Source organism: Nocardioides sp. W7 (assembly GCF_022919075.1).
Classification (GTDB): domain Bacteria; phylum Actinomycetota; class Actinomycetes; order Propionibacteriales; family Nocardioidaceae; genus Nocardioides.
Window position 1 is genome coordinate 792,809 of sequence record NZ_CP095078.1, and the last position, 15,001, is coordinate 807,809.

The following is a 15,001-nucleotide window of genomic DNA, read 5'->3' on the forward strand; positions in this document are numbered from 1 at the left end:
CCACCCTTCTACCAGGCCGCACCGACCGACCTCCGATCCCACCTCAGGGATGGCGCTGCCACCAGGCCTCGATGTCGATGCCGTGACCCTCGGCGGCCCGCTCCGCCCGCGGACTCCGCAGGTCGGGCCTGCGGAACGGCGCAGCCCGGGTGCCGGCGGTCCGGACGGCCGGTGCAGGGCGGCTCGACCGGCCCGACGCGCCGGGCCGGGCAGCCGGTCCGGCACCCCGCAGCAGCGGACGCACCAGCGGCAGCAGGCCCTCGGCGTGGCCGGCCCGGTTGGGGTGGTAGCTCTCCCCGACGGGGATCGACAGCCCGTTCAGCCACGCCGGGTCGTCGCAGACCGCATGGCCCCGGAAGCTCCGCCCGGGGTGGGCGAAGGCGAACCCCGCGGCCCGCGCCGCCCGCGCGGTCCGCGCATTGAGCAGGTCGGCCGTCTGGTTCAGCCGCTGCTGCTCGGCGCGGGTGAACCAGGTGCCGAGGTCGCAGTCGGTGCCCATGAAGATCCGGGGGTAGCCCACGACGACGACCTTCGCGCGCGGCGCCCGGTCGCGGACCTCGGCGTACAGCGCGCGGAGCCGACCCGGCAGCAGGTCCCGGACGACCGCCCGCGCCCGGTCGACGGCGGGGTCGCAGTCGGCCAGCCACCACGGGGTCGCGCAGGTCGTCAGCACCTGCGCGAAGCCGGCGTCGTTGCCGCCGACCGAGAGCGAGACGTAGCGGGTGCGGGCGCTCAGCGCCCCGAGCTGCGAGCCGCGCACGTGCGCGATCGTGGCGCCCGAGCAGGCCCGGAAGCGCAGCGCGTAACCACGGGCTCTGGCCAGCAGGGCCGGATAGGCGTACGACGATCGCTGGCACCCGCCCTCGTCGTCGAGGTAGCTGCCGGTGCCGACGCCCGAGGCGTAGGAGTCGCCGAGCGCGACGTACTCCGGCCGGGCGGCCCCGGGCGGTGTCGCCGGCGCGACCGCCGCGGCCGCCGCCGACAGCGAGGAGAGCAGGACGGCGAGCGTGAGCCCGGCGACGGTGAGGAGTCTGCGCACGAGCGACCTCCGCGGTCCGAGTGCGGCCACCCCGATGCGGCCGCCGGGGCATCACCGAAGCACCCCCGGACGGCCGCCGCCACCGGGCTCCGCGCGCCTGTGGAGGAGAGCGGGACCGCTCTGCTCCCAGGCGGTTCCTACGCGACCGCCCCGACGAGGTCCTCCACGAGCTTCTGGAAGTTGGGGCAGGTGGCGACGTCGTGCGCGCGGCAGCGCAGCGCGTGCAGGGTCATCTCACGCGACCGCTCCATCTCGGCCATCCGGCGGTCGAGGTCGTCGATGTGGGCCTGCAGCACCCGGTGCCGGTCGACCGACTCGGCGTCGAGGAGGACGGCGATCTGGTCGAGGCTCATGCCGGAGTCCTTGCTCCGCACGATCACCGCGACCCGGGACAGGTCGTCGATCCCGTAGCGTCGCCGGCCCGCTCCGTCGCGCACCGGTCGGAGCAGGCCGACGTCCTCCCAGTGCCGCAGCACGTGCGTGGCGAGGCCGAACTTCGCGGCCACGTCGCCCACCGACCAGGGCGTTTCTTCCGGGCTTGACTTCATGTCAACATGAAGTCACATGCTCGTCTCCGACACAAGTCTCGATGACGGGAGAAGCACATGGAGAACCTCGACGCGGTCGTGATCGGCGGCGGGCCCGCCGGCCTGCAGGCCGCCCTGACCCTCGGCCGGATGCACCGCACGGTCGTGCTGCTGGACTCGGGGGCGTACCGCAACGCACCGGTCGAGCACCTGCACAACTTCGTGACCCACGACGGCCGGGACCCGGCGGAGTTCCGGGCCCTGGCGCACGCCGACCTGGCGTCGTACTCGTCGGTCTCCGTGCGGCGGGTCGCGGCGACCGCCGTCGCCCCCTCGGACGGGCAGTTCCGCGTGGAGCTCGCCGACGGGTCCGCGCTGACCGCCCGGCGGCTGGTGCTCGCGACCGGGGTGCGCGACACGCTGCCCGACAAGCCGGGGCTGGCCGAGCTGTTCGGCACCGTCGCCGCGCACTGCCCGTTCTGCCACGGCCACGAGTACGCCGGCCGGCACGTCGCCCTGCTGGGCGCCGGCCCGCACGCGTCGAGGCTGGCCGCGATGATGGGGCCGATCGCCGGCCGGCTGACCGTGCTCGCCGACGGCGTGGCCCCCGACCCGGAGCTCGCCGAGGCGCTGTCGCGAGCGGGCGTCGCCGTGCGGACCGAGCCGGTGGCCGGCTTCTGCCGCAGCGCCGCCGGCGCGAGCGTGTCGTTCGCTGAGGGCCCGGCGGAGGAGGTCGGCGGGCTGTTCGTCACGACCGCCTTCGCCCAGTCGGCACCGTTCGCCGAGCAGCTCGGGCTCGACCTGCTGCCGTCGGGCTGCGTGCGCGTCGACGAGTTCCAGCGGACCAGCCTCCCGGGCGTCTTCGCCGCCGGCGACCTGGCTCACGTCGAGGCGCTGCCCATGCCGATGTCGTCGGTGCTCACCTCGGCCGCCGCCGGGCTGGTCGCCGCCAGTGCGGTCGTGCAGGATCTCCTGGCGGGATAGTCCGCCACACAAGCGGGCTAAGAGGCCTCTTAGAGACCCGCTGTGTGACGGACTACCCCAACGGAGCGATCCCCGAGGCGCGACCCTCAGGTGGTCTTGTGGCGCGGCTTCCGCTCGGCACGGTCGTCGTCCGACGGCCGGGTGCTGGTCGGACGCGGGCCGTTGTCCTTCTGCAGCTCGATGAGCTTGCCGGAGATCCGGGTGCCGGACAGCGCGGTGAAGACCTCGCTGCCCAGGTCGGCGGGGAGCTCGACCAGCGAGAAGTCGGGGCGGATCTGGATCTGGCCGAAGTCGGCGCGGCGCAGGCCGCCCTCGTTGGCGATGGCGCCGACGATCTGGCGCGGCTCGACCTTGTGGCGCTTGCCGACGTTGATCCGGTACAGCGCCATCGGGACGTCGCTGCGCGAGCCACGGCGCTCCCGGCTGGCCGAGCGCTCGGGGCGCTCGCGCTCCTCACCGCGGGGCTCGCGGACCGGCTTCTGGGCGGCCGGGTCGAGCAGCAGCGGCTCATCGCCCTGCGCCACGACCGCGAGCGCGGCGGCGACGTCAGCCTCGGGCACGTCGTGGTGGCGGACGTAGTGGTCGATGATCTCGCGGAACCGCTCGATTCGGGCCGTCTGCTGCAGGGCCGCGGTGATCTGCTCGTCGAAGCGGGTGAGCCGGGTGACGTTGACGTCCTCGGGGCTCGGCAGCTGCATCTGGGTGAGCGGCTGGCGGGTGGCCTTCTCGATGTGCTTGAGCAGGTAGCGCTCGCGCGGCGTGACGAAGGAGATCGCGTCACCGCTGCGGCCGGCGCGGCCCGTGCGGCCGATCCGGTGCACGTAGGACTCGGTGTCGGTGGGGATGTCGTAGTTCACGACGTGGCTGATCCGCTCCACGTCGAGACCACGGGCGGCCACGTCGGTGGCGACGAGGATGTCGAGCTTGCCCGACTTGAGCTGGTTGACGGTCCGCTCGCGCTGGGCCTGGGCGACGTCGCCGTTGATGGCGGCCGCGCTGAACCCGCGGGCCCGCAGCTTCTCGGCGAGCGACTCGGTCTCGCTCTTGGTGCGGACGAAGACGATCATCCCCTCGAAGTTCTCGACCTCGAGGATCCGGGTGAGCGCGTCGACCTTCTGCGGGTAGCTCACCATCAGGTAGCGCTGGGTGATGTTGGCCGCGGTCGCCGTCTTGCCCTTGACGGTGATCTCCTGCGCGTCGTTCAGGTACTTCTTGGAGATCCGGCGGATCTGCGCCGGCATCGTCGCGGAGAACAGCGCGACGTTCTTCTCCGCGGGCGTGCTCGCGAGGATGGTCTCGACGTCCTCGGCGAAGCCCATGTTGAGCATCTCGTCGGCCTCGTCGAGCACCAGGAAGCGCAGCTCGGACAGGTCGAGGGTGCCCTTGTCGAGGTGGTCCATGATCCGGCCGGGGGTGCCGACGACGATGTGGACGCCGCGGCGCAGCGCCGAGAGCTGCACGCCGTACGCCTGACCGCCGTAGACGGGCAGCACGTGGACGCCCTTGAGGTGGGCGGCGTACTTCTCGAACGCCTCGCAGACCTGGATCGCGAGCTCACGGGTCGGAGCGAGCACGAGAGCCTGCGGCTTCTTCTGCTTCACGTCCAGCCGCGACAGGATCGGCAGCGCGAAGGCGGCCGTCTTGCCGGTGCCCGTCTGCGCCAGGCCGACGACGTCGCGCCCGGCCAGCAGCGGCGGGATGGTCGCCGCCTGGATGGCCGAGGGGGTCTCGTAGCCGACGTCCTTCAGCGCCTTGAGGACAGCATCATCCAGTCCCAGGTCCGCGAAGGTGATCTGCTGCTGGTCGACGGTTTCGGCTGCTTGATCCTCGGTGCTCACCCGTCAACGGTAGTGGTATACGCGCTCGGCACCAGATTCCGGGCTGCGGAGGCGTACGTCACTCCACCGTGACCGACTTGGCCAGGTTGCGCGGCTTGTTGACTCAGGCGCGCAGCTGAGCCATCTCGTGTCCGACGACCAGCATCTCTCCGCCAAGTCTTCTTGCCGCGGCGCGAAGCCGCTGAAACTCAGATCGTGGCTCATCCTGATTGAGCAATCTGAGCTGCCTCCCCCACGCGAACTCCTCCATCTGCCGCACGAGGGTCGTCAAGGTCTGGGGAACTCCTTGCGGGCGCGCATCCTGCTCAACCCCTTCGACGGTGGACCGCATCCGGTCCCGCACTTGTCGCCATTCAATTGCATCGACGTCATGCGGCTCGGACATCACGATTAGCGGCCCACCGCTGAGCCGACGGGAAATTCGGTGGACCTTTCCGTCCGCGGGAAGGTCTCGGGGCCTGATGAGCAACGAACGGTTAAGGACATCCCTCGAGAAGTAGAGCCCGTTGAGTTCGGAGTCTTGGTGGAACCGAGGCGCCACATAGAGGACGTCACCACGCCAGTAGCCCTTCTGGATCTCCTCGTCGTACCCCCGCAGGGCATGAAACTGGTTGCTCGCGGTGTCAACCTCGAACCGGTGGTGCTTCGACTTGATATGCATCCAACTACAGCGCTTTTCATGACTACCATCGAACGAACAGGCTGAGGTGTGGAGTCGGGTGATGTAGTCCGAGCGCTTGAACTGCATGAACAGCGTGTAGTCCACGGCAAACAGCGCAGCGTCGTAGCCGACCTTGCCCTCAGTCAACAGTGACGGCTGAGTGGGAGCGGCCGTCAGCGGGAACAACGCCTGCACTTCCTGTTCTGCTTCACGGATGCAGGCGTATCCGTACGAAAACTCCGAGAAGCTACATTTCATCGCCACCTCCACTGGGTGGAGCGATGTTGGCAGATCACGCAGGACTTCGGTACCGAAACGAGCCCGTCACTCCACCGTGACCGACTTGGCCAGGTTGCGCGGCTTGTCGATGTCGAGACCCAGTCGGAGCGCTGCGTGGTAGGCCAGCAGCTGGAGCGGGACGGTCAGCAGGATGGGGTCCAGCTCGCGCTCGTTGCGGGGTACGTCGATGCGGCCCCAGAAGTTCGGGCCGGCGTCGAGCTCGCCCAGGTCGACGTCCTCGTGGGTGACGACGACCAGCGGGCCGCGGCGGGCCGCGATCTCGTGCATCGCACCGACATTGCGGTCGGTGAGCTCGTCGCTCGGCACCAGGGCGACGGTCGGCACCGACTCGTCGATCAGCGCCAGCGGGCCGTGCTTGAGCTCGGAGGTCTGGTAGGCCTCGGCGTGCCGGTAGGTGATCTCCTTGAACTTCTGCGCGCCCTCCCGGGCGACGGGGAAGCCCCGCACCCGGCCGATGAAGAACAGGCTGTCGGCCTCGGCGAGCCGGGCGGCCGGCTCGGCGAGCTCGTCCTCGCGCTCGAGGATCTCGGCGATCTGGCCGGGCAGCCGGTTCAGGCCGGCGATCAGCCGCTTGCCGTCGGCGATCGAGAGGTCGCGGACCCGCCCGAGCTGCAACGCGAGCAGCGCGAACCCGACGAACATGTTGGTGAGCGCCTTGGTCGACGCCACGGCGACCTCGGGCCCGGCGTGCAGGTAGATGCCGCCGTCGCACTCGCGGGCGATCGCGCTGCCGACCACGTTGACCAGCCCGATCACCCGGCCGCCCTTGCGGCGGATCTCCTGCACGGCGAGCAGGGTGTCGATGGTCTCGCCGGACTGGCTGACGGCGACGTAGAGCGTGTCCGGCTCGATGATCGGGTTGCGGTAGCGGAATTCACTCGCCGCCTCCGCGTCCGCGGGGATCCGCGCGAGCTCCTCGACCAGCGAGGCGCCCATCTGGCCGACGTAGTACGCCGACCCGCAGCCCAGGATCTTCAGGCGCCGGATCGCCCGGGTCTCGCGCGGGTCCATGTTGAGGCCGCCGAGGTGGGCGGTGCCGAACCGCTCGTCGAGCCGGCCGCGCAGCACCCGCTCGGTCGAGTGCGGCTGCTCGTGGATCTCCTGGTGCATGAAGGACCCGCCCGAGGCGTGCAGGGCGTCACCCGCGTCGTACGCCGAGGGGTCGATGTCGACGGTCTGCGCTCGGTTGGCCGTGGCGGTGAGGTCCTGGCGGTACGTCGTGAAGCCGGTCGCCGTCAGCGTCGCCATCTCGCCGTCGTCGAGGTGGGCGACCGTGGTCGTGTAGCGGACCAGGGCGGCGAGGTCGGAGGCGACGTGCATCTCCTTGTCGCCAACGCCGATGATCAGCGGGCTGCCGTTGCGGGCGACGACGATGCGGTCGGGGAAGTCGGCGTGCACCACGGCGACGCCGTACGTCCCCTCGATCAGGGCGAGCGCGTCGGCCACCCGGCCCTCGAGGGTGGCCGACGCCGAGCGCGCGACCAGGTGGGCCAGCACCTCGGTGTCGGTGTCGCTCCGCAGGTCGACCCCGTCGTCGGTGAGCAGCTTCCGCAGGGCCGAGGCGTTGTCGATGATCCCGTTGTGGACGACGGCCACGTCACCCTTGGCATCGGTGTGCGGGTGCGCGTTGGCGTCGGTCGCCGGGCCGTGGGTCGCCCAGCGGGTGTGGCCGATGCCGATCTTGCCGGCGAACCGCTTGGGCAGCTCCTCGGCGAGGTCGCGCACCCGGCCGGCCTTCTTGGCCACCTTCAAGGCGCTGCCGGAGGCGCCAAGTACGGCGACGCCCGCCGAGTCGTAGCCGCGGTGCTCCAGGCGGGTCAGCCCCTCCAGGAGGAGCGGGCCGGCCTGCTGGGCGCCGATGTAGCCGACGATGCCGCACATGGTGAACCTCTCTTCGTGAACTGGATGGGCCTCGACACGCTCGACCACCAACAGCGGATCCGCTGGCGCCCGCTACCCGTAGACGATGCGCCGCAGCTGGCGCTCGGTGAGTCGGGGCGCACCGACGACGCGATCGGCGAGCTCGGTCGAGATCCGGCCGAAGATCTCGGGGTTCTTGGCGCCGTACGTCTTCAGCTCGGTGTGCCGGCGCCGGACCAGCTCCTCCACGGGCTCCGCGTGGAACGCGACGACGTCCTCGACGACGCGCGCGGCCTCCGCGGGAGTGAGGCCGGTCGTCCCCACCAGGTGGGCGACCAGGTCCGGATCGGCTGGCACGAGGAGCACTCTGACCCCGATTCGGAGGCAACGGCAACTTCCTGCCCGGAATCGGGCAGGAAATACCCAGTGTGGATGAACTTCGAGGGGACAACCATCCCTGGCGCTGAGGAGAGCCGCGCCGACCCGTCACTTAATCGCTGCTTTTGGCGGCGTGTCGAAGACGAAGTGACGGTTCGACTATCGGGCTTCGATGTCCGCTGACCGAACCGTCGATCCTTCGGGGACACACCGTGATTTCTGCCGATTGAGTGACGGGTCGGCGTGCAGGAGTCAGGTGGAGGGGATGGGGGCCTCTGGGCGGGCGGCTGGGGGTGCAGGTGGAGCGGGCGGGCGCTATTGGGGGCTGTTCTGGCGGTCCGGGTGGGGATCGGCTATTGTTGGTGAACAACAGATGAACAGGAGGTGTCCCATGAAGGAATCCAGGATGACCGGCGAGCTTGTGATGCGCTGGATCTCGGTGGTCGACCGAGACGGTCGGTCCCACATGGAGGCGCGTTGGCAGGTCGTCGGCGAGGCCGCCGCGACCAGTACCCCGCACGCCGCCTGACCCACCCACTCCCACGCCGACGAGGCCGTGATCCCGCCCGGGACGCGGCCTCGTCGCACGTCCGGAGGACTTTTCCGGGTTGGTCGGGAATGAAACCGAGCCCCGGTCCGGTTAGAGTGGTTGAATCTTCTACGATCCCCTCGACCCCAGGAGTCTCCATGAGCATCTTCACCCGCAAGCCCGCTGCCGAGCAGACCTTCGACGCCGCGACCACGGCCCTTGAGGACATCACCGGCGACTACACCATCGACCCCTCGCACAGCCGGATCGGCTTCAGCGCCCGCCACGCCATGGTGACCACCGTCCGCGGCGCGTTCAAGGAGTTCGAGGGCACCGCGCACATCGACGCCGCGAACCCGTCCGCCTCCTCGGTCTCCCTCACCATCAAGACCGCCAGCATCGACACCGGCTCCGCCGACCGCGACGGCCACCTGGCCTCGGCCGACTTCTTCGACGCCGCCGTCAACCCGGACATCACCTTCCGCTCCACCAAGGTCGAGAAGGTCGACGACGACACCTGGTCGATCACCGGCGACCTGAGCATCAAGGGCGTGACCAAGCCGGTCACCATCGCCTTCGACGAGACCGGCTCCGCCAAGGACCCGTTCGGCAACCTGCGCGTCGGCTTCGAGGGCGCGACCAGCATCAACCGCAAGGACTGGGACCTGACCTGGAACGCCGCTCTCGAGACCGGCGGCGTGCTCGTCTCCGAGAAGGTCAAGCTCGAGTTCGACGTCTCCGCGATCAAGAACGTCTGACGCATCACCGCCCCGGCCGTCGGCCGGGGCGTCCGACGGCCCGGTCCCTGTGGATCCGGGCCGTCGGCGTCTCGAGGGCCCCGAGCGCCCCGGCTCGTCGTACTCCCGAGTCGAGCGGCGGCGGCGAAAAGACCGCGCACCGCGGGCCGGACGTCCTCCACACTGAGCCGCATGGCCGTGCACGAGCTGCCCGACGGGCTCGCCTCCCGACCGCTCGTCCCCGACGACGCACAGGCGGTCTTCGAGCTGGTCGCCGCCCAGGAGCTGGCCGACGTCGGGGAGGTCCTGATCGAGGCGGCCGACCTCGTCGCCGACTGGGGCCGGCCCGCGTTCGACCTGGCCAGCAGCGCGCTGGGCGTCACCGACGGCGACCGGCTGGTCGGGTACGTCGAGGTCAACCGGCACGAGCGCGGCGTCGCCGCCGTGCATCCCCACAGCCGCGGGCGCGGCATCGGCACCTGGCTGGCGCACCGGATGCAGGAGCTGGCGCGGGCCCGGGGCTGGCGCCGAGTCGGCGTGCCGGTGCCGGAGGGCTCCCCGGGCGACCGGCTGCTCACGGGGCTCGGCTACCGGGTCCGCTGGACCAGCTGGGTCCTGGAGCTGCCCGCCGGCCGCAGCATCGCGAAGCGCCCGCTCCCCGAGGGGTACGCCGTCCGCGCCGCCCGCGAGATCGAGCACCGCGCCTGCTGGACCGTCCTCGAGGACGCCTTCCTGGAGTGGTCCGACCGCGCCCGCGAGCCGTTCGACGACTTCGCCGTCGACGTACTGCGCCGGCCCGGGTTCGAGCCCTGGCAGCTGCGGGTGGTCGCCGACCCCGCCGACGCGGTCGTGGCGGCCGCCGTCCTGCACGTCAACGACGAGTCCGGGTACGTCGACCGGCTCGCCACCCGGCGCGACCAGCGCGGCCGCGGCCTGGCCCAGTGCCTGCTCGCCGACACGTTCCGCGAGGCCCGCGCCCACGGCACCTCCCGCTCGGAGCTGTCCACCGACTCGCGCACCGGCGCGCTGGACCTCTACGAGAAGGTCGGCATGGAGGTCACCTCCACCTGGGTGAGCCGGGCGGTGGAGCTGTGATCGCGGGGCTCCCGGCCGGTCTGACCGCCCGCCCGCTCACCCTCGACGACGCCCGCGCCGTCCACGCCGCGATCGCAGCCGAGGAGGAGGTCGACCTGGGCGCGGCCGAGCTCACGCTCGAGGACGTGCTGGCCGACTGGCGGCGACCGTCGTACGACATCGCGACGAGCACGATCGGCGTCCTCGACGGCGACGAGCTGGTGGCGTACGGCGACCTCAGCGGTCCGGGCGTCGCGTACGCGGCGGTGCTGCCGGCGCACCAGGGCCGCGGCCTCGGGACGGCGATCGCCGGCTGGCTGCAGGCCACGGCCCGCGCGCGCGGCTACGCGGCGATCGGCGCGCAGGTCCCCGAGGGCAGCGCGGCCGACCGGCTGCTGGCCGACCTGGGCTACACCGTCCGGTGGACGGCCTGGGACCTGGAGCTGCCACCCGGAGCCGGGGTCGCGGCGCGACCGATGCCGGACGGGTTCGCGATCCGCGACGCCGCGGAGGGCGACCGCACGGCCGTCTGGTCGCTGGTCGAGGACGCCTTCGGCGAGTGGGCGGACCGGGAGCGGATGACGATCCAGGACTTCGGCGCGCGGGTCTGGGGGCGGCCCGGCTTCGCGCCCTGGAACCTCCGGTTGCTGGAGAGCCCCGCCGGCGAGCCGGTCGGCGCGGTGCACGTCTTCCTCGCCGGGGACGCGGGCTACGTCGCGCGGGTCGCCGTACGACCCGACCACCGCGGGCGCGGCCTGGCCCCGCCGCTGCTGGTCGACGCGTTCGCCCGGGCCCGCGAGCACGGCGCGCAGCGGTGCTACCTGTCGACCGACACCCGCGCCGGTGCGCGCGGGCTCTACGAGAGGGTCGGGATGGTGGTCGCGTCGACCTGGGTCAACCGCGCCAAAGATCTATAACGCGTTCTAGTTCTCTGCCAGGGTGGGCACCATGAGCACTACCTTCGTCACCCGCTACGACCTCCGGGCCCCCGGCGTCACCCCCGAGGAGCGTCAGGAGCTGTTCGGGCGGGCCGTCGAGCAGGCGGCGTACGTCGACCGGCTCGGCCACGACGCGATCATGGTCTCCGAGCACCACGCGGCCGAGGACGGCTACCTGCCGAGCCCGCTGCTGGTCGCCTCGGCGTTCGCGGCGGTGACCGAGCGGGTGCCGATCACGATCTCGGCGCTCCTGGTCAACCTCTACGAGCCGGCGCGGCTGGCCGAGGACATCGCCGTGCTCGACCTGCTCAGCAAGGGCCGGGTCAGCTACACGCTGGGACTGGGCTACCGGCCGGTGGAGTACGAGCTGTACGACCGGCAGTGGTCGACCCGGGGCCGCGACATCGAGGAGCGGATCGCTCGGATCCTGGAGCTGTGGGCCACGGGCGCCACGACACCGGGGCCCTACTCCCAGCCGCACCCGTTCCTCTTCTACGGCGGCGGCTCACTCGCCGCCGCGCGCCGGGCCGCCCGGCTGGGTCTGAACTTCCAGCCGCAGCACGGCGACCGCGCCCTGAAGGACGAGTACGACGCGACCTGCCGCTCGCTCGGCCGCGAGCCCGGCTTCGTGCTGCGCGCCCCCGACACCGGGCCGGCCAACGTCTTCTGCGCCGCGGACCCCGAGGAGTTCTGGGAGCGCTACGGACACCACCTGCTCGCGGACGCCACGGCGTACCAGGAGTGGCACGGCGAGGCGGGGTCGTACGTCGTCGACAGCTCGCGCAGCGTCGAGGAGATGCAGCAGGCCGGCGTCTACCTGGTCACCACGCCCGACGACCTCGTCGACCGGTGCCGCGCCGGACTGCGGCTGGTCACCAGCCACCCCGCCTGCGGCGGTCTGCCCGCCGAGCCGTCCTGGGCGAGCCTGCGGGCGATCAGCGAGACGGTGTTGCCGGCGGTGCGGAGCTGAGGGCGCGAGAGATTCTCCGCCCAGGCGGTGAAACTCATGCCCCTGTCGAGATGCTTCATGCGCCAGGAATGAGTTTCTCGACATCGCTGTGACTCCAGGGACGGCTGAGGCGGGTCGGATCACGATGGGACGACCGTGGTCACCACCTGGGTCACCGACGGGCGACGCGGGGTGGAGGAGAACCCGAAGCGCGGGGGCGGGTCGACGGTCGCCAGCACACCCAGGTCGGTCCCGTCGAAGGCGCCGGCCGCTGCGGAGAGGCGTCGTACTCCGGTCGCGCCGTAGTGCTCCCGCCGCCCGTTGCCGGCCGAGCCGCGGGTCCGGACGCCGCGCAGGGCCACCCGCGCGACCGGGTCGGTTACCGCGCACCACCACGGCGCCTCGGCGACCCGGGCCGGGACCACGCGCAGCAGCCGCCCGAGTGCGGTCGGCGCACCGAGGGCCAGGACGAGCTCGAGGGAGTCCGAGCGGACCGTCCAGGCGGTGGGGCCGGCGACGACCGAGATCGGCTCGACCCGCACCTCGTCGAAGGAGTACGTCGACGCGACGAACTCGGCGACCTCCGGCGACGGGGCGAGCAGCACCCGGTGACCGAGCGCCGTCTCGACCATCGCGTCCGCGAACCCGCCGTACGGCGAGGACGACCAGCAGCCGATCACGATCCGGACTCCGGAGCTCGTACCGACCCCCGCGATCGCACCCCGGAAGCGGCTCCGGGCGGGTTGGCTCACCGCGACCGCCGACGACGCAGGCGCAGCCGCGCGAACGGGAGCGGCGCCTGGGCGAGCGGGTTCTGGGCGGCGACCTCGTCCATCGCGTCGACCAGGTTGCGCAGGTTCACCACGAGGCTCCCGTAGACCGGCCACAGTCGCGGGGCCGGCTGGGTCTCGGCCAGCTCGTCGACGAGCCGGTCCAGGTCCTCCCAGGCGGCCAGCAGCGCCTGACGGTCGGCCCGGACGAGCCCGTCGCCGGCCTTGCGGAGCGCGGCGGCGTACGCCGTCCGGAACCGGGGCTGCCACTCCGGCTCGACCAGCTGGTCGTAGGAGCAGGTCCGCGCGAGGCTGCGGATCTCGGCCAGCGCCTGCTCCATCCGGCGCAGCAGCTGCACCCACTCGCGCGGGTCGCGGTACTCGCCGGCACCGCGGCGGGGGTTCATCAGGGCGCTCTCCCGGGCCTGCCGGACCAGCGACCAGGCCCGGTCGAGGTCCTCGTCGAGGCCGCGGCTCCGCTCGACCCAGTCGGCGACCTCCTCGGGCCGGAAGCCGTGCTCGACCCCGGCGGCCATGTCCACCAGGAGCTCCCCGATCTGGCCGTCCAGCGCGTCCAGGGCGGCGACCGCGGCCCGCCGGCGCAGGGGCGGCCAGACCAGCGCGTTGACGATGAGGCCGACCGCGATCCCGATCCCGGTGTCGAGCAGGCGGTCCAGCAGCACGAGGCGGTCGTCGGCGAAACCGGTGGTGAGCACGATCAGCGCGGTCGCCGCGATCGTGGTGCCCTCGTCGTTGAACCAGCCGATCGCCCCCACCACCAGGCCGGCCCCGACCGCCACCCCGACCGCCAGCGGGTCCAGCCCCAGGGACCACCCGACCAGCCAGGCGACGAGGACGCCGGCGACCGCGGCCACCACCTGGCGCAGGCCCTGCGAGAAGGTGCGGTAGACGGTCCCGTGCACGACCAGGAGCGCCGACCACGGGGCCAGGAAGGACTGCGACAGGTCCAGCACGTCCGTGGCCAGGACCCAGGCGACGACGGCGGCGACGACGGTCTTGAGGAGCTGGATGGCGTCGGTCCACAGGACCGGGTCGTGCCACCGGTCGCGGCGACGCCCGGGCCGCTGTGTCGTCGTGCCCGCTGCGTCCATCGTCAGCGAATAGGTGCCCCGGAGATGGTCCTGGCAATCACCAGCCGCTGGATCTCGGACGTGCCCTCGAAGATCGTGTAGATCTTGGCGTCGCGGGCCCACCGCTCCACGGGGTACTCCCGCGTGAAGCCGTTGCCGCCGAGGATCTGCATCGCCTGGCCGGTCACCTTCACCGCCGTCTCGCCGGCGAAGAGCTTGGACATCGAGCCCTCGGCCGCCTCGAAGGTCTTGCCCTGGCTGGCCATCCACGCCGCCCGCCAGACCAGCAGCCGCGAGGCGTCGATGGCGGTCTTCATGTCGGCGAGCGCGAAGGCGATCGCCTGGTTCTCGATGATCGCCTTGCCGAACTGCTCGCGGGTCTTCGCGTAGTCGAGGGCCACCTCGTACGCCGCCCGCGCGATGCCGACCGCCTGGGCGCCGACCGCGGGCCGGGTGCGCTCGAAGGTCGCCATGCTGGCGTTGCCCCGGGCGCCGCTGCCGTCGCGGGCGCGGGCGAGTCGGGCGTCGAGCCGCTCCTTGCCGCCGAGCAGGCACCGGCCGGGCACCCGCACCTGGTCCAGCACGACCTCGGCGGTGTGCGAGGCGCGGATGCCGTGCTTGTGGAACTTCTGGCCCTGGCTGAGTCCCTTCGTCTTCGGCGGTACGACGAAGCTCGCCTGGCCGCGGGTGCGCAGGTCGGGGTCCACGACCGCGGTCACCACGTGCACGTCGGCGATCCCGCCGTTGGTCGCCCAGGTCTTGGTGCCGTTGAGCACCCACTCGTCGGTGGCCTCGTCGTACACCGCGCGGGTCCGCATCGCACCGACGTCGGAGCCGGCGTCCGGCTCGGAGGAGCAGAACGCGCCCAGCCGGAGGTCGCCCGGGGCGCCGTACATCTCAGGGACCCACTCCCCGACCTGCTCGTCGGTGCCGTTCGCGCGGACGGCAGCGGCAGCGAGCGACGTGCCGACGATGGACAGGCCGATGCCGGCATCGCCCCAGAACAGCTCCTCCATGGTGACCGGGAAGCCGAGCCCGGTCCCGTCGAAGGCCTGGGTCGCGATGAAGTCGAAGGAGTAGATGCCGACCTTGGCCGCTTCCTCGACCACCGGCCACGGGAACTCCTCGCGCTCGTCCCACTCGGCCGCGGCGGGGCGGATGACATCGGCGGCGAAGGTGTGCAGCCAGCGCTGCAGCTCGAGGTGGTCGGGGCTGAGCTCGAAGGAGGGCGTCGTCACGCGAGCGACCCTACTCACGCGTAACCCTGGCGGGAATCGTCCCGCCGCACTTGACCTTGACCCTGTGGTCAGGGTCGAGGCTTGTCGG

At 71.8% G+C, this 15,001-nt stretch carries 15 protein-coding genes; 6 read left to right on the forward strand and 9 right to left on the reverse strand.

Going from position 1 to position 15,001, the window contains the following annotated elements; genetic code table 11:
* Positions 1-43: 43 nt before the first annotated feature.
* Positions 44-1,039, reverse strand: coding sequence for an SGNH/GDSL hydrolase family protein (locus MUB56_RS03800; RefSeq protein WP_244930587.1), 996 nt, complete (start codon positions 1,037-1,039; stop codon positions 44-46).
* A 137-nt stretch (positions 1,040-1,176) separates the two neighbouring features.
* Positions 1,177-1,545, reverse strand: a complete 369-nt coding sequence (locus tag MUB56_RS03805) for a MerR family transcriptional regulator (RefSeq protein ID WP_244930588.1) — start codon at positions 1,543-1,545, stop codon at positions 1,177-1,179.
* Positions 1,546-1,644: 99 nt separating this feature from the next.
* On the opposite strand from MUB56_RS03805, the gene MUB56_RS03810 reads away from it, so the two are divergent.
* Entirely contained in the window at positions 1,645-2,550 is a 906-nt protein-coding gene (locus MUB56_RS03810) for an NAD(P)/FAD-dependent oxidoreductase (RefSeq protein ID WP_244930589.1), read from the forward strand.
* An 86-nt stretch (positions 2,551-2,636) separates the two neighbouring features.
* Here MUB56_RS03810 and MUB56_RS03815 read toward each other — a convergent pair whose 3' ends face one another.
* The 4 genes from MUB56_RS03815 to MUB56_RS03830 all read right to left on the reverse strand — a co-directional run bounded on the left by MUB56_RS03815 (position 2,637) and on the right by MUB56_RS03830 (position 7,566).
* Positions 2,637-4,388, reverse strand: a complete 1,752-nt coding sequence (locus MUB56_RS03815; RefSeq protein WP_244930590.1) for a DEAD/DEAH box helicase — start codon at positions 4,386-4,388, stop codon at positions 2,637-2,639.
* Positions 4,389-4,491: 103 nt separating this feature from the next.
* Positions 4,492-5,319 carry a hypothetical protein gene (locus tag MUB56_RS03820; protein WP_244930591.1) on the reverse strand — a complete coding sequence of 276 codons (828 nt, stop codon included), beginning with the start codon at positions 5,317-5,319 and terminating at the stop codon, positions 4,492-4,494.
* Between the two features lie 54 nt (positions 5,320-5,373).
* Positions 5,374-7,230 carry a glutamine--fructose-6-phosphate transaminase (isomerizing) gene (glmS, locus tag MUB56_RS03825; RefSeq protein ID WP_244930592.1) on the reverse strand — a complete coding sequence of 619 codons (1,857 nt, stop codon included), beginning with the start codon at positions 7,228-7,230 and terminating at the stop codon, positions 5,374-5,376.
* A gap of 72 nt (positions 7,231-7,302) precedes the next feature.
* A complete protein-coding gene (locus tag MUB56_RS03830; protein WP_244930593.1) occupies positions 7,303-7,566 on the reverse strand; it encodes a hypothetical protein in 264 nt (87 codons plus the stop codon).
* A 427-nt stretch (positions 7,567-7,993) separates the two neighbouring features.
* On the opposite strand from MUB56_RS03830, the gene MUB56_RS25855 reads away from it, so the two are divergent.
* The 5 genes from MUB56_RS25855 to MUB56_RS03850 all read left to right on the forward strand — a co-directional run bounded on the left by MUB56_RS25855 (position 7,994) and on the right by MUB56_RS03850 (position 11,835).
* Positions 7,994-8,116, forward strand: a complete 123-nt coding sequence (locus MUB56_RS25855; protein ID WP_280637359.1) for a hypothetical protein — start codon at positions 7,994-7,996, stop codon at positions 8,114-8,116.
* Between the two features lie 158 nt (positions 8,117-8,274).
* On the forward strand, positions 8,275-8,874 hold the full coding sequence (locus tag MUB56_RS03835; protein ID WP_244930594.1) for a YceI family protein: 600 nt from the start codon (positions 8,275-8,277) through the stop codon (positions 8,872-8,874).
* A 171-nt stretch (positions 8,875-9,045) separates the two neighbouring features.
* Complete coding sequence (locus MUB56_RS03840) at positions 9,046-9,948, forward strand: GNAT family N-acetyltransferase (RefSeq protein WP_244930595.1); 903 nt, start codon at positions 9,046-9,048, stop codon at positions 9,946-9,948.
* Positions 9,945-10,844, forward strand: a complete 900-nt coding sequence (locus MUB56_RS03845; protein ID WP_244930596.1) for a GNAT family N-acetyltransferase — start codon at positions 9,945-9,947, stop codon at positions 10,842-10,844. Before MUB56_RS03840 ends, MUB56_RS03845 begins: the two co-directional genes overlap by 4 nt.
* A gap of 31 nt (positions 10,845-10,875) precedes the next feature.
* Positions 10,876-11,835: an LLM class flavin-dependent oxidoreductase gene (locus MUB56_RS03850; protein WP_244930597.1), complete on the forward strand. Its 960-nt coding sequence runs from the start codon at positions 10,876-10,878 to the stop codon at positions 11,833-11,835.
* A gap of 119 nt (positions 11,836-11,954) precedes the next feature.
* Here MUB56_RS03850 and MUB56_RS03855 read toward each other — a convergent pair whose 3' ends face one another.
* From MUB56_RS03855 to MUB56_RS03865, 3 genes are read right to left on the reverse strand one after another with little or no spacing between them, the layout of a single operon-like run.
* Complete coding sequence (locus tag MUB56_RS03855; RefSeq protein ID WP_244930598.1) at positions 11,955-12,566, reverse strand: hypothetical protein; 612 nt, start codon at positions 12,564-12,566, stop codon at positions 11,955-11,957.
* Entirely contained in the window at positions 12,563-13,696 is a 1,134-nt protein-coding gene (locus MUB56_RS03860; RefSeq protein WP_244930599.1) for an aromatic acid exporter family protein, read from the reverse strand. Before MUB56_RS03860 ends, MUB56_RS03855 begins: the two co-directional genes overlap by 4 nt.
* 2 nt (positions 13,697-13,698) lie before the next feature.
* Positions 13,699-14,913, reverse strand: coding sequence for an acyl-CoA dehydrogenase family protein (locus tag MUB56_RS03865; RefSeq protein ID WP_244930600.1), 1,215 nt, complete (start codon positions 14,911-14,913; stop codon positions 13,699-13,701).
* Between the last annotated feature and the right edge of the window lie 88 nt (positions 14,914-15,001).